Origin of the sequence: Campylobacter concisus, assembly GCF_002913945.1 — a bacterium.
GTDB classification, from domain to species: domain Bacteria; phylum Campylobacterota; class Campylobacteria; order Campylobacterales; family Campylobacteraceae; genus Campylobacter_A; species Campylobacter_A concisus_P.
Genome location: NZ_POZK01000001.1, coordinates 106,060 through 118,842, shown reverse-complemented (window position 1 = coordinate 118,842; position 12,783 = coordinate 106,060). Strand labels below are relative to the sequence as shown.

14 protein-coding genes and 4 tRNA genes are annotated in these 12,783 nt (G+C 36.3%); 4 read left to right on the top strand and 14 right to left on the bottom strand.

Going from position 1 to position 12,783, the window contains the following annotated elements; all coding sequences use genetic code 11:
• Nucleotides 1–75: 75 nt before the first annotated feature.
• From CYP64_RS00660 to CYP64_RS00615, 10 genes are all read right to left on the bottom strand, one after another.
• Nucleotides 76–152: transfer RNA gene (locus CYP64_RS00660), tRNA-Asp, on the bottom strand.
• Nucleotides 153–160: 8 nt separating this feature from the next.
• Nucleotides 161–236: transfer RNA gene (locus CYP64_RS00655), tRNA-Val, on the bottom strand.
• A gap of 18 nt (nucleotides 237–254) precedes the next feature.
• Nucleotides 255–330 (bottom strand) — tRNA-Glu (locus CYP64_RS00650).
• Between the two features lie 13 nt (nucleotides 331–343).
• Nucleotides 344–419: transfer RNA gene (locus CYP64_RS00645), tRNA-Lys, on the bottom strand.
• A gap of 564 nt (nucleotides 420–983) precedes the next feature.
• Nucleotides 984–1,244 carry a 30S ribosomal protein S18 gene (gene rpsR, locus CYP64_RS00640; protein WP_021091467.1) on the bottom strand — a complete coding sequence of 87 codons (261 nt, stop codon included), beginning with the start codon at nucleotides 1,242–1,244 and terminating at the stop codon, nucleotides 984–986.
• A 15-nt stretch (nucleotides 1,245–1,259) separates the two neighbouring features.
• Complete coding sequence (locus CYP64_RS00635) at nucleotides 1,260–1,817, bottom strand: single-stranded DNA-binding protein (protein WP_103589590.1); 558 nt, start codon at nucleotides 1,815–1,817, stop codon at nucleotides 1,260–1,262.
• Between the two features lie 13 nt (nucleotides 1,818–1,830).
• Entirely contained in the window at nucleotides 1,831–2,250 is a 420-nt protein-coding gene (gene rpsF / locus CYP64_RS00630) for a 30S ribosomal protein S6 (RefSeq protein ID WP_103648295.1), read from the bottom strand.
• A 77-nt stretch (nucleotides 2,251–2,327) separates the two neighbouring features.
• Nucleotides 2,328–3,326, bottom strand: coding sequence for a DNA polymerase III subunit delta (gene holA, locus CYP64_RS00625; protein ID WP_103648294.1), 999 nt, complete (start codon nucleotides 3,324–3,326; stop codon nucleotides 2,328–2,330).
• Nucleotides 3,319–5,238 carry an RNB domain-containing ribonuclease gene (locus tag CYP64_RS00620; protein WP_103648293.1) on the bottom strand — a complete coding sequence of 640 codons (1,920 nt, stop codon included), beginning with the start codon at nucleotides 5,236–5,238 and terminating at the stop codon, nucleotides 3,319–3,321. The genes holA and CYP64_RS00620 overlap by 8 nt, the downstream gene beginning before the upstream one ends.
• The gene (locus CYP64_RS00615; RefSeq protein ID WP_021091523.1) at nucleotides 5,235–6,053 is read right to left on the bottom strand and encodes an HDOD domain-containing protein; all 819 of its coding nucleotides are present in this window, start codon (nucleotides 6,051–6,053) and stop codon (nucleotides 5,235–5,237) included. The genes CYP64_RS00620 and CYP64_RS00615 overlap by 4 nt, the downstream gene beginning before the upstream one ends.
• 142 nt (nucleotides 6,054–6,195) lie before the next feature.
• On the opposite strand from CYP64_RS00615, the gene ilvC reads away from it, so the two are divergent.
• Genes ilvC through ruvX form a run of 4 tightly spaced genes read left to right on the top strand, consistent with a single transcriptional unit; the run spans nucleotide 6,196 to nucleotide 9,760 of the window.
• A complete protein-coding gene (gene ilvC, locus CYP64_RS00610; RefSeq protein ID WP_054196937.1) occupies nucleotides 6,196–7,218 on the top strand; it encodes a ketol-acid reductoisomerase in 1,023 nt (340 codons plus the stop codon).
• 3 nt (nucleotides 7,219–7,221) lie between these two features.
• A complete protein-coding gene (locus CYP64_RS00605) occupies nucleotides 7,222–8,613 on the top strand; it encodes a divergent polysaccharide deacetylase family protein (protein WP_103648292.1) in 1,392 nt (463 codons plus the stop codon).
• Entirely contained in the window at nucleotides 8,610–9,380 is a 771-nt protein-coding gene (locus CYP64_RS00600) for a DNA-processing protein DprA (protein WP_103648291.1), read from the top strand. Before CYP64_RS00605 ends, CYP64_RS00600 begins: the two co-directional genes overlap by 4 nt.
• Nucleotides 9,377–9,760, top strand: a complete 384-nt coding sequence (gene ruvX / locus CYP64_RS00595) for a Holliday junction resolvase RuvX (RefSeq protein WP_103648290.1) — start codon at nucleotides 9,377–9,379, stop codon at nucleotides 9,758–9,760. The genes CYP64_RS00600 and ruvX overlap by 4 nt, the downstream gene beginning before the upstream one ends.
• A gap of 21 nt (nucleotides 9,761–9,781) precedes the next feature.
• Here ruvX and CYP64_RS00590 read toward each other — a convergent pair whose 3' ends face one another.
• The 4 genes from CYP64_RS00590 to tatB are packed head-to-tail and all read right to left on the bottom strand — an operon-like array spanning nucleotide 9,782 to nucleotide 12,762.
• Nucleotides 9,782–10,582, bottom strand: a complete 801-nt coding sequence (locus CYP64_RS00590) for a hypothetical protein (RefSeq protein WP_103648289.1) — start codon at nucleotides 10,580–10,582, stop codon at nucleotides 9,782–9,784.
• Nucleotides 10,579–11,601 carry a tRNA preQ1(34) S-adenosylmethionine ribosyltransferase-isomerase QueA gene (queA, locus tag CYP64_RS00585; protein WP_103648310.1) on the bottom strand — a complete coding sequence of 341 codons (1,023 nt, stop codon included), beginning with the start codon at nucleotides 11,599–11,601 and terminating at the stop codon, nucleotides 10,579–10,581. The genes CYP64_RS00590 and queA overlap by 4 nt, the downstream gene beginning before the upstream one ends.
• A complete protein-coding gene (gene tatC, locus CYP64_RS00580; protein ID WP_103648288.1) occupies nucleotides 11,594–12,364 on the bottom strand; it encodes a twin-arginine translocase subunit TatC in 771 nt (256 codons plus the stop codon). The genes queA and tatC overlap by 8 nt, the downstream gene beginning before the upstream one ends.
• Nucleotides 12,364–12,762: a Sec-independent protein translocase protein TatB gene (gene tatB / locus CYP64_RS00575; protein ID WP_103648287.1), complete on the bottom strand. Its 399-nt coding sequence runs from the start codon at nucleotides 12,760–12,762 to the stop codon at nucleotides 12,364–12,366. The genes tatC and tatB overlap by 1 nt, the downstream gene beginning before the upstream one ends.
• Nucleotides 12,763–12,783 lie beyond the last annotated feature (21 nt).

Below are 12,783 nucleotides of genomic sequence, written 5' to 3'. Positions count from 1 at the left end.
TAATAATCTTAAAATCTAAATTTTATCACTCAATAATAAGAAAATTTATAATAACCTTAAACTAAGGTTTAGAGATGGCGCAGCGGACGGGGCTCGAACCCGCGACCTCCGCCGTGACAGGGCGGCATTCTAACCAACTGAACTACCGCTGCACCTAAAATGGTGGTCGCTATAAGACTCGAACTTATGACATCCACCTTGTAAGGGTGGCGCTCTACCAACTGAGCTAAGCGACCTAAAATTTAAAAAATATCTGGCGACCCTTAGAGGATTTGAACCTCTGTTTCTACACAGAGAAAGTAGAGTCCTGAGCCACTAGACGAAAGGGTCATAAACCCAAAAATGGTGTCCTGCGTTGGATTCGAACCAACGGCCCCCTCATTAAAAGTGAGATGCTCTACCGACTGAGCTAGCAAGACATTTGCTTAAAAAAGAATTGAGATTATACAAAAAACATTATTGCATGTCAAGAAAAGGATGCTTAAAATTTGTTTTTAGCTAACATGGTTGCATGGTTAGGTTGGTTTGGCATCAGTTGATTTGAAAAATACATGATAAATACCACTTGCAAGATATATGAACACCAAATGGATGAATATTGGATTTATTGAATAAAGTTTATTTACATTTAAGTACCTTGTCTTTTAGCATTATGTGGACAGCTATTGCTATACGATAGATGATGCGTGATTCGTGGTAAAAATTGTGAATAATATAGATTAACGATATTGATTGTATATATGGCTAAATAAATTATTTTGAACTAATAAATTGATGCTATAGAGTTATTTAAAGACAGCATATATTTGAGATGTCCACCTGAATAAATTCTAATTGCCTCGTGTAAGTTAAACCAAAATTATAGATAGTGCTTGAAAAATATTTTAAACTGCAGTCAATAAATAAAAATCTATAAGAACATGAATCTAGGATATTTAAGATTAGGATTAAACCCCGTTAATAGGGGCTTAATAGTTTAATAATTATAGTCCATCAAAAGGATTTGAAACTACATCTTTGCGATCTACTATGTAAGGTATGATGGCTGCATGACGAGCTCTTTTGATCGCTTTTTCTACCATCTCTTGATGTCTTTTTGATGTGCCAGTTAAACGTCTTGGCATAATTTTAAATCTTTCTGATAAACAATACTTTAAAAGAGAAGTATCTTTATAGTCTATAAAATCAATTTTTGCTTCTGTAAATTTGCAATATTTACGTGAATATTTTCTTTTTTCTGCCATTTTCTATCCTTTAAATTAAAACGGTATTTCGTTGTCGCCATCAAAATTATCGGCGTCAATGTTTATATCAGGGATTTTCTCCTCATAGTACTCTTCTTGTACTTTTTTATTTTGTGGTTGCATTTGCTGTCTTTGTGGTGCTGAATTTTGATATCCACCATTGCCATAGCTATTATTTGAACCATTATTTCGTTGTTGTGAGTACGAACTATTTTGATTAAATCCACCTTGGCTTTGTCCATTAGCTCCGCTATTTCCGCCAAGCATCTCCATATTTTCAACTACAATTGAGTGCTTTGAACGGTTTTGTCCATTGTTGTCGGTCCATTGATCAAATTTTAATCTTCCTTCAACCAAAAGTTTGGAGCCTTTGCTTAAATATTGATTTGCTATCTCAGCTGATTTGCCAAAGAACGATATGTCAATAAAGCATGTCTCTTCACGTTTTTCGCCGTTAGTATTAAATTTTCTAGTAACAGCAATACCGGAATTTCCTATAGCAGATCCACTAGTAGTGTATCTTAGCTCGATATCTCTTGTTAAATTCCCAACCAGTACTACTTTATTGAACATTTTTTATCCTTGATTATTCTTCTGTAAAAGTTTGCTCGTATACTTTTTCAACTCTTGGCTCACGCGGTGCTCTTGGCTCACGAGGCTCTTTTTTTATAGTTTGTTTGATACCTTTGCAAAGTCTTTCCCAAGCTGCGATTTCGCGTTTATTTTCATATTTAACGCTTAAAAATCTTATTATATCTTCAGTGATCCTTACATTTCTTGTAAGTTCTGCAAGAAGCGCTGGTGGTGCTTTGTAATAGATAACAAAGTATGTTCCACGCTCGTATTTTTTGATGGTATAAGCTAGTTTTCTAGTACCCATCTCAACGACAGTAGCGATCTCGCCACCATTTTTTGTTATAACTTCTTTTACGAAGTCAACTTTAGCTTTAACTTCCTCTTCCGTTAATGTCGGCTTAAGAATAAATAAAAGCTCGTAATGTTTCATTTCTTCTCCTTATGGATATTTAGCTCACTTTGTGAGCAAGGATTTTGCTTTAAGCAAGGGTGGATTTTAGCTTAAAGTTACTTAATATTTGCTGTTGATATGAGATATTGTAAATTTAAAATGGTTGATAATACAAAAATTTCTTTATCCATTTTTGTGTTTGTTTTTAGCTCTAGCTCGGCTAAATTTAGCGTTTTAAATATCTCTAAATAGGCGTTTAAATTTAGTTTTAAGCTATTTGTTTTTAATAAATTTGCAACATTTACAGGCGGTTGATAACCAATCGCCTCATCTAAATTTAAGCGACCATTTATCTTTATATAAGAGTAAATTTTAAATAGCCTAAAAAATGCTTTGTAAAGCGAGTTTAGAAGTAAAATTTCATTAAAATTTGGATCTTCTAGATAGGTAAAAAAGTCGTTTTTTATATCTTTTAGAGCCATAAATTTATTAAAAAAATCATCAAAATTTATCCCGCCAAGTCCAAAAACTAGCCTTTTTACATCATCTTGTTCGATGTGTGTGTTTAGGCTCTTTAGCTTTGTTAGCTCGCTTGCTGCAAGGTATAAATTTTCATTATGCGTAAAGTAAAGTTCATAAAGTGCGTTTTTAGTTATGTTTAGTCCTATTTTGGCTGAGTTTTTGGCTAGTAAATTTATCGCTTCATCTGGAGTTGAGGGCTTGAAAAATCTGGCAAAATTTGTCCCAAATGCCTTTTGCGTATCAAAAACTAGTTTCATGTCGGACTCATAAAGTTCAAATAAAAAGTAATTATCTTGGCTTTTTGAGCAAAGTGAGATGAGCTCTTTTAGCTCTTTTGCTGGGATCTTTTTATCGCTTTTTATATAAAGGATATTTTTGCCGCCAAAAAGTGACTGTTCGCCTAGGTGAGAGCTTGCTTGCGCGTAGTTGTACTCGTCAAAATAAAGGCTTAATAAATTCGCATCTTCGCTAGAGTAAAAGCTCAAAATTTCTTTGCCAAAGAGCTCGATCTGAAACTCGTCCGCCCCAAAAAGTAAGAAGTAGTTGCTTAAATTTGCATTTGCTAAATTTAGCTCCAAATCTTTTCTATACATCGATCTTTCTTACCACTTTTGCAAAAATTTTAGCGCTCGCGATATCAGCCTCTGTGATCTTTACGACAAGCTTTTGAAGTAAATTTGCGCTGTATCCTGTTATAAAAATCCTAGCTCCGACAAAATAATCATCAAGCTTAGCAACCAAGACATTTTGGTTTTCGCTCACATAGCAGCGCACCTCTTTGCCGATGTTTGCGGCTGCCCAGCGTGCAAATTTCCTATCCATAAAGTCGTAGGCTACCTTGTCGGCCTCTCTTTCAAGCTCGCTTAAATTTGCGCAGGTGCTTTGGATGTTTAAAAGCAAAAAGTTGTAAAGCTTGTCATCTTTTGAAATTTTAGCCTTTAAAAGTCTGTGTAAAATGAGATCAGAATAGCGTCTAATAGGGCTTGTAAAGTGCGTGTATCTATCAAATCCAAGCCCAAAGTGACCTAAATTTTCACTTGAGTACTCAGCTTTTTTTTGGGACTTGATGATGAGCTTATCTATCTCTTCGCGGTTACCAAGTTCATCGGCTTTTATTTGGATCTTTCTTATCAAATTTGCAAGGTCGCTCTCGTAGGTAAAGTCAAGCCCCAGAAGTTGTAGGTCCTCAAGCAAGGTATCTATCTTTTTAAAATCAGGCGATGCGTGGTTTCTAAAAACGCCCTTTGTGATGAGCTTTGCGGCAGCTTTATTTGCTAAAAGCATACAGTCTTCGACTAATCTGTGCGAGTTGGAGTCGCTTTCAAATCTAGTTTGTAAAATTTGACCCTCTTCATCAAGGCTCATTCTAAGCTCTTTTGTCCTGAAGTCAAATGCGTGCAAAAGCCTTTTTTTGCGAAGCTTTGTGGTGAGTTTAAAAAGTGGCTTGATCCATGAAATTTCACACTCTCTCTTGCCCTCTAAAATTTCATCGATCTCGTCGTAGTTAAAGCGCCTTTTTGAAAGGATGATCGCTTCAAAAAGCTCCTCTTTTTTTACCTCATTATTCGCATCAAGTGAAATTTTAAAACAAAATGCAAGGCGCGGTACATTTGGCTTTAGCGAGCAAATATTTTCACTAAGCGCGCGTGGCAACATCGGCACTGAGATGTGCGGAAAGTATATAGAAAAGCCTCTTTTTTTAGCTTCACTATCAATGGCGCTATATGCGGTCACATACTCGCTTACATCAGCAATTGCGACGTAAATTTCACGCTTTTTCTCATCGAAATATATGGCGTCATCAAAGTCTTTGGCATCGACTGGATCGATCGTGCAAAACTCTAAATTTCTTAGATCAACTCTATTTGGATACATGCTAGCATCGACTTCGTCGCCAAAAGCCTTTGCCTCAAGCTCACAAGCCTCGCTAAATTTATTGTTTTTATTATAAATAGCAAGCGAAATTTTTTCATCACTTAGCGGATCGTCTAAATTTCCTAAAACCTCGACTATCTCGTTGTTTAGGTTGTTTATTTTAAGTAGCGTCCCAAGAGGAAGCATCTTTAGGCTTTTTTGCGTCGCTTTTAAGGTAGTGCTTAGTCCAGTTTTTAAATTTACACCTAAAATGGCCGCTCCAAAGCGTTTTGTATAGACCACACTTGTCTCATTTGCAAGCTTTAGGCTCATTACTATTTTAGCACTTTGGCGTTTTTTCTTAAGCGGCAAAAGCTTTGCTAACACGATATCGCCAAGGTGAGAGTTGTTTAAATTTTTATTTTCAACAATGATGTCTTGCTTGAAGCGTTTATCAAACGGCATGATAAAGCCAGTTGCGTTTTGACTGATGTATAGCTTGCCGCAGACGTAGCCATTGTTTAGGTAAAATTTATCTTTATGAGAGCTTACGGCACCAAGATTTAAGAGATTTCGTAAAATCTCTTTATCTTCGTTTGAAACTTCTTTTTCCTTGATGCCAACTAGTAGTGAGGTTAGAAATTCTTTCACAAATTATCTTTGACTTTAGCGACAGCCATTAAAAACGTATCATGTCCAAAGCCGTATTCGTCAAGAAGAGGTAGAGTATTTTGTATGCTTATATCATCAAGTTGATTAAAGATATTTACAGCTGTTTTTATCACTTTTAGGGCTTTTGCGTAATCTTTTATATGATCTGGTGCCTCTTCTGGATTATTTGAATAGAGTATCGAGCTACTAAGCTCCGTCTCAAGGTTCCATTGTTCAAAAATTTTAGCTGTAACTTCTTCATTTGACATATCTAAAATTTCTGTTTCAAATAGGGCAAGATCGATTGGACTAGATATATTTTTAAGTTTTTCTCTAAATTCGACGTCTTGCTTATTTTCGGCTAATTCATGAGCAAGAACTATCTTGCCAATCTCAAGCATAAATGAAGCTGGAGAGAGAATTTCTAGACTTTTAGGATTAACTTTAGAATGCCAATTGTACATCAGTGCATTTTGTATTATCGAGATATTTAAAAAATCTTGTGTAGTAATGCCATAAGGCTCTAAATTTATAGAAAAGCTCTTTTTAATCGTACTTGAAAGTGCAAAACCTCGAATAGTAGCCATACCAAAAAGAGAAATAGCTCTTGCGATGGTTGTGATCTCTTGAGAAAACCCATAAAGTGGAGAGTTTGCTGAACGCAAGATATTTGCTGTTAGCATCGGATCCTTTTCGACCACTTTTGTAAGATCACTTATTGAGCTATTTTCGTCCGCATGTAAGCGCTGAATTTGTATAACTGTGTCATCTAATGGTGGAAGTGCTTTGATTTTTTTAAAAACTGATTCATTCATTGAGTTATCTCTTTTTTTGAAATTTCAGCGTATTTTATCAAAATAAATTATCATAAAACTTAAAAAGAGTTTCTGTATATTTCAGCCGAATTTTTGCTGGCTAAAGTTATAATTTCGCCAAATTTTAATAATAGGAGTAACAATGGCTATAAATGTTTATTATGATAAAGACTGCGATTTAAGCCTTATTCAAAGTAAAAAAGTAGCAATCATCGGCTTTGGCTCACAAGGTCATGCACATGCTGAAAATTTAAGAGATAACGGTGTAAGCGTTGTGATTGGCCTTTCAAAAGGTGGCAAAAGCTGGGCAAAAGCTGAAGCAAAAGGCTTTGAGGTAAAAACCGTAAGTGAAGCTACAAAAGGCGCTGATGTGGTTATGATTTTAACTCCAGATGAGCTTCAAGCAGAAATTTATAAAAATGAGATCGAACCAAATTTAAAAGATCACGCTGCTATCGCGTTTGGACATGGTTTTAACGTTCATTTTGGCCAGATAAAAGCTCCAGCAAATATAGATGTCATCATGATCGCTCCAAAAGCTCCGGGACATACAGTTAGAAGCGAATTTGTAAGAGGTGGCGGCATACCTGATCTTATCGCTGTTGAGCAAAATGCAAGCGGAAAGGCTAAAGAGATCGCTCTAAGCTATGCTTGCGGTATAGGTGGCGGTAGAACTGGCATCATTGAGACAACATTTAAAGATGAAACTGAAACAGATTTGTTTGGTGAGCAAGCTGTTCTTTGTGGCGGTCTTTGCGCGCTAGTAAATGCTGGCTTTGATACACTTGTAGAGGCTGGTTATGAGCCTGAGATGGCCTATTTTGAATGCTTGCACGAGCTAAAACTAATCGTTGATCTAATGTATCAAGGTGGTATGGCTGATATGCGCTACTCTATCTCAAACACAGCTGAATACGGCGACTACGTAAGCGGCGTAAGAGTAGTTGGCGAAGAGAGCAGAAAAGCTATGAAAGAAGTTTTAAAAGAGATTCAAAATGGCAAATTTGCAAAAGACTTTATCCTAGAGAGAAAAGCAGGATATGTTAGAATGAACGCTGAACGCGGTATAGCTGAGAGAAGTTTGCTAAATCAAACTGGCAAAAAACTTCGCGCGATGATGCCTTGGATAACTAACGGCAAACTTATAGATCAAAATAAAAACTAAGCCTTGAGCGAAAAAAAGACTGCAAAGAAGCGACCCATAAAAAATAGTGCAGGTCGCTCTCACAATAAAACCTATCTTGGTATCGGCATTATCGCAGCTATTTTGATAATAGCACTTAGCGTAGCCCTTAGTATAAAAAATAATGGTACAGAGCAGTTAAGCAAAACAAATGAGCCAAAGATAGAGAAGCAAATTTCTAAAAAAACTGAGCCAAAGTTTGCCAGTAAAGAGAAAAAACAAGAGTACGAAAAGAGAAAATACCCTCTAAAATTTGATGAAGATGAAAATTTAAGTAAAATTTTTACTGATCCTAAGCATAAAAGTGAGCTTGCTTTAAATTCAAAAGTTGAGCCAAAAGAGCAAAAAAAGATAGCTGAAGTAAAGAGTGAAGCTAAAAAAGAAGAGATAAAAAAAGAGCAAAACGATACTAAAAATTTACTTGCAAGTTATAAAAACACAGAGCCTAGTGTAATAGAAAATGAACAAAAGATAGAGCCATTTTATAGCTCAAAAGTCGAACAAAAAACCGAGTTAAAACCTCAAAATTTTGAAGCAAAAGTCGATCAAAATAAAAGCACTGAAATAGAAAAAAAAGAAAAATTCAAAAGCGAGAACACAAAAGTCGAGTCAGCTAAAAAAGCTGAAAATTTAACCACTAAAAAGATAGAAAAAACAAAGTATAAAGAAAAGAATATAAAAAAAGATAGCTTTGAAGCGGTACCTTTTACGCCAAATGCCAGCATAAAAGGGCGCGCAAAGCTCGTTATCATAATAGACGATGTGGCGACATTTGAACATGCAAGTATGATAAAATCACTTGGCCTAAAAATCACGCCGTCTATTTTTCCAGCGACAAAGACTCATCCAGATACGCCAAATATCGCAAGAACATTTGAGTTTTATATGATACATCTTCCGATGCAAGCGAAACACTTTGATAGTCCAGAGATAGGCACTCTCACGATCAACGAGAGTTTTGAGAGCATGCTTGAGAAGATAAAAAAGATACGCAAAGACTTCCCACGTGCAAAATATACAAACAACCACACAGGATCGCGCTTTACAAGCGATTTTGACGCTATGGATAAAGCTTATAGGGCGCTGATAGAGCAGGGCTTTATCTTTGTTGATAGTAAAACTATTGCTCAAACCGCAGTAGCAAGAGCTGCAAAAAAACATAATCAGCCATACATTTCAAGAGATATATTTTTAGACGACGATCCATCGGCTAGTGCTGTTAGGCGTGAGCTTGTGGCTGCTGTAAATTTGGCCAAAAAAAGAGGCTATGCGATCGCCATCGGGCATCCAAAGAAAAATACGATCACAGTGATAAAAGAGAGCAAAAATAATCTTTTAAAAGATGTTGATGTGGTTTATCTAAAAGATATTTTATGAGACTTGATTTTATCCCAGAGCCGTTAAAAAGACTAAAAAATCCACCAAAACAGCTAAATTTTATCGGAGATACTTCACTTTTATCCTTACCAAAGATCGCAGTTGTTGGCTCAAGAAAGGCAAGTGTTTATACAAAAGAGTGTGTCGCGGCACTTTGCGCAGCGCTAAAAAGTGCAAACATATGCGTGGTAAGTGGTGGAGCTATCGGCGTTGATATTGCAGCTCATAAAGCTGCTATGCCACGAACGATTGGCATTTTTGCGAGCGGACTTGACACCATCTATCCAAGCCAAAATAAAGTGGCGATAAATGAAATTTACACCAAAGCCTTGGCACTTAGTGAGTATGATGAAGGTGAGCCGCCACTTGCTTATAGATTTTTGGAGCGAAACCGCATAGTTGTGGGGCTTTGTGAAGCTCTAGTCGTCGCGCAAGCTGATCTTAAAAGTGGCTCTATGCAAAGTGCGAGGCTTGCAAATGAGCTTAAAATTCCAGTTTATGTACTGCCACAGCGCATGGGTGAAAGCGATGGAACAAATTTTTTGCTTGCAAATAAAAAAGCCGAGCTTATCGATGACTATCATAAATTTGCTTCACTTTTTGGCAAGATTAAAGAGCAAGAAAAAACTAGTGATGAGATCTTAAAATTTTGTAAAAATGGCGTAAGTCTTGATGAAGTTTTAGTAAAATTTGGCGATATCATCTATGAGTACGAGCTTGAAGGACTAGTTGAAATTTCAAATCTAAGAGTAAAGAGCTTGCTATGAGAGAGAAATTTATGGCTATTGATGTTGGGCTAAAGCGAATAGGGCTTGCCTTTGGTTTTGGCGAGGTCGTGACGCCGCTTGAGCCAGTGCTTAGAAAAAATAGAAACCAAGCCGCAAGAGATGTGAGTCAAAAGGTAAATGAATATGCCCCAGATACGCTGGTAGTGGGCGTGCCAATCGGCGGTAGTAGCGAAGATGAGATGAGAAGACGCATCGAGCATTTTGTCTCACTTCTTGATGTAAAGGCAAATATTGTCTATCAAGATGAAGCCTTTAGTAGTAGCGAAGCTAGTGAAATTTACAACAATACAAAACGAGATGGTAGGCTAGATAGCATTTCAGCCACTATTATTTTAAAAAGATATCTTGGGATAAATTAAAATCATAAGGTAAAAATCGGTCTATTTCTCAAGCGAATTTTTAAAAGCTAGCTGAAAGCTATCTGTGCTAAAAGGCTGCTTTAATACCGTGACATGATTTGGCAAATCGTTAGCCGACTCATCGTTTTTGCAAATGGCTACGATACGAAAATTCTTAATATTTTTAAACTCAAGTATATCTTCTAGCATCGCTTCATTTTTTAAAATTTTACTATCGATAAAGATAACAAATGGGGTAAAAATAGAATCTTTTATGTGTCTCATTAGATTGCTAAGGTCGTTTTTGCCGATAACTTTTAGACCTAAAAAAATTATCTGAGTACTAATGGTGTCAAATAAAGCATCGTCATCGCAAGCGACTAAGATATTTGTATTTGTTTGATTTTTGATATTTATTTGTCTTTGGATGGCTCTATCGCCCGTTAGTGCCGCGCTAAAAGATATTAAAAATTCTCCATCATTATGAGAGATCATAGATTCATTTGCTTTTTTTAGATAGTCATTTATCTTGCTGAGATAGTAATGACTTGGTCTCATTACGCTATGGCTAGATTTTATCTTAATGTCAAAATGTACAGATTTGGGACTATAATTTTTAAGTTGAAAGAGAATGTAAATGTCTGCATATTCGGTAGAGTAAAGGAAAAATTTGCAAATATTTTCAAGTGTTTTTATGAGATTTGTAGCATCAAATTTTAAAAGCCTTGGATAACTTGGATCGTAGCTAAAAATGATGGAATTTTTAGTATCTTGCGCGTCTTGGTATATGGCGCTAAGAAAAATTTCCATTCTATTTATGATATCGATAGGCTTATCTTTCATATTATCAACATCCCGTCGCCGTATGAGTAAAATCTATACTTTTCATCAACTGCCGTTTTATAAATTCTCATCGTCTCTTCAAGCCCTATGAAGCTGGTAACTAGCATTATTAGAGTTGATTTTGGTAGATGAAAATTTGTAAGAAGGTAGTTTTGCCTGATAGGCTTATTATTTAGGTTTAAAAATAGCTTGCAAAAGCCGCTTGCTTGCTTGCTTCTTGCAAATTCTTCAACACATCTAGTAACCGTCGTGCCAACGCCAAGGATTGGTTTATTAGAATTTATAATCTCTTGAGCTTGCTCGCTTAGCTCGTAAAATTCTGAGTGCATTTTGTGGTCATTTATATTTTGGCACTCCACACCTTTAAATGTTCCAGCGCCAACGTGAAGCGTAATGTAGGCGACTTCATGCTTTGCTTTTATCTGCTCTAGCATTTGTTCACTTATATGAAGGCTAGCTGTCGGAGCTGCCACTGCGCCACTATTTTTAGCAAATATGCTTTGATACCAGCTCTCATCATCCTTTGTATCAGCCCTTTTAATGTATGGCGGAAGCGGGACGTGACCAATCTTTTCAAGCTCACTAAAAAGGCGAACATTATCAAGCAAAACGCCATTTTGCGTAAAATTTACCACTCTTGTGCCATCATCATTTAGCTCAAGCACATTTACTTTTAGATTATCATGAAAATTTAAAACGCTACCAGAACTTACTTTGCCTCTTATATAGACGCTAAATTTATTCTCGCCTATGGGCTGATTTAGCATCACTTCGCAAGCCCCGCCGCTTTCTTTTTGTCCTAAAATGCGAGCTTTGATAACTTTTGTATTATTAAAAATGACCGCTGCGTCCTCTGGGATGAGACTGGAGAGATCTTTAAATTTGTAGTGTTTTATCTCTTTTGTTTTTTTGAAATAAACAAGCAATCTTGCCTCTTCTTTTGGCAAAACTGGCTCTTTTGCGATGAGCTCTTCAGGCAAAAAATAGTCGTAGCTTGAAATATCGTTTATGTCACTCATCATCGTCACTGGTGTCATTTTGCTCTTTGTTATTTTCTTTTTCTTCTTCATCGTCATCGCTTTTGCCAGCTCTTTTGGCGACAACTATTGAAATTCCATAAAGTCCGATGAGCGGTACTGCCATTAAAATTTGACTTATCACATCAGGAGGTGTCACTATGGCCGCAAATATAAATATGACAACTACTGCATATCTAAAGTACTCTTTTAACATCTTGTCGTCGACTAGACCGATCTTTGCTAGGAAAAATGTAATGACTGGAAGCTCAAATGAAATTCCAAAGCCGATTAGCAGCTTTGTAAAAAAACCCACGTATTCGCCGATACTTGGTAGTGCCGTAAAGAGCTGGCCACCAAAATTTACCAAAAATGTAAAGCCAAGCGGGATGACCACATAGTAGCAAAATGCTGCTCCACACGCAAACATAAATGAAGCTGAAATAACAAATGGAATCACATATTTTTTTTCATTGTCATAAAGTCCTGGTGCGACAAATAGCCAAAATTGCCAAAATATGATAGGTAAAGCGACGATAAGGCCAGCAAAAAATGCAACCTTCATCGCAGTAAAAAATGGCTCTTGGATTTGAGTAAAGATGATGTTTGAGCCAGCAGGAAGTACTTGTTTTAGTGGTTCGCTCATCCATGCAAGTATTGGGTTCCAAAAAGTAAAGCAGATGCCAAAGCAGATAAAAACACTCACTATACTTACAAAAAGTCTTTTTCTAAGCTCGATTAAATGGGGTCTTAACTCTTCAAACATTACGCCTCTTTTTTATCGTTTAAGATTGTATCTTTAACTAAATTTGTTGGATTTTTTATATTTTCTACCGTTTTTTTGGTGTCATTTACGACATTGTGTATATCATTTGTAATGTCGGTAGCGCTTTTTTTGATCTCGTCAAGCTCTTCAAAAGTTAGCTTCTTACGTACGTTTTGTGTGCTTTTGGTTATGCTTTCTTTATATTTTTGAGCATCTTCTTTAAGTTCAGCTATCTTCATCTCTTGATCAAAGGTTGATTTTGCATCATTTATACCTTTTTTAAACGTCTTTAGAAATTTCGCGATCTGGACCATTGCACTTGGTAGCTTGTCCGGTCCTAAAATTAGTACTGCAATGACGGCGATAACTAAGACTTCAGAAAAACTCATTCCAAACATTTTTGCCTCTATTAAATTTTA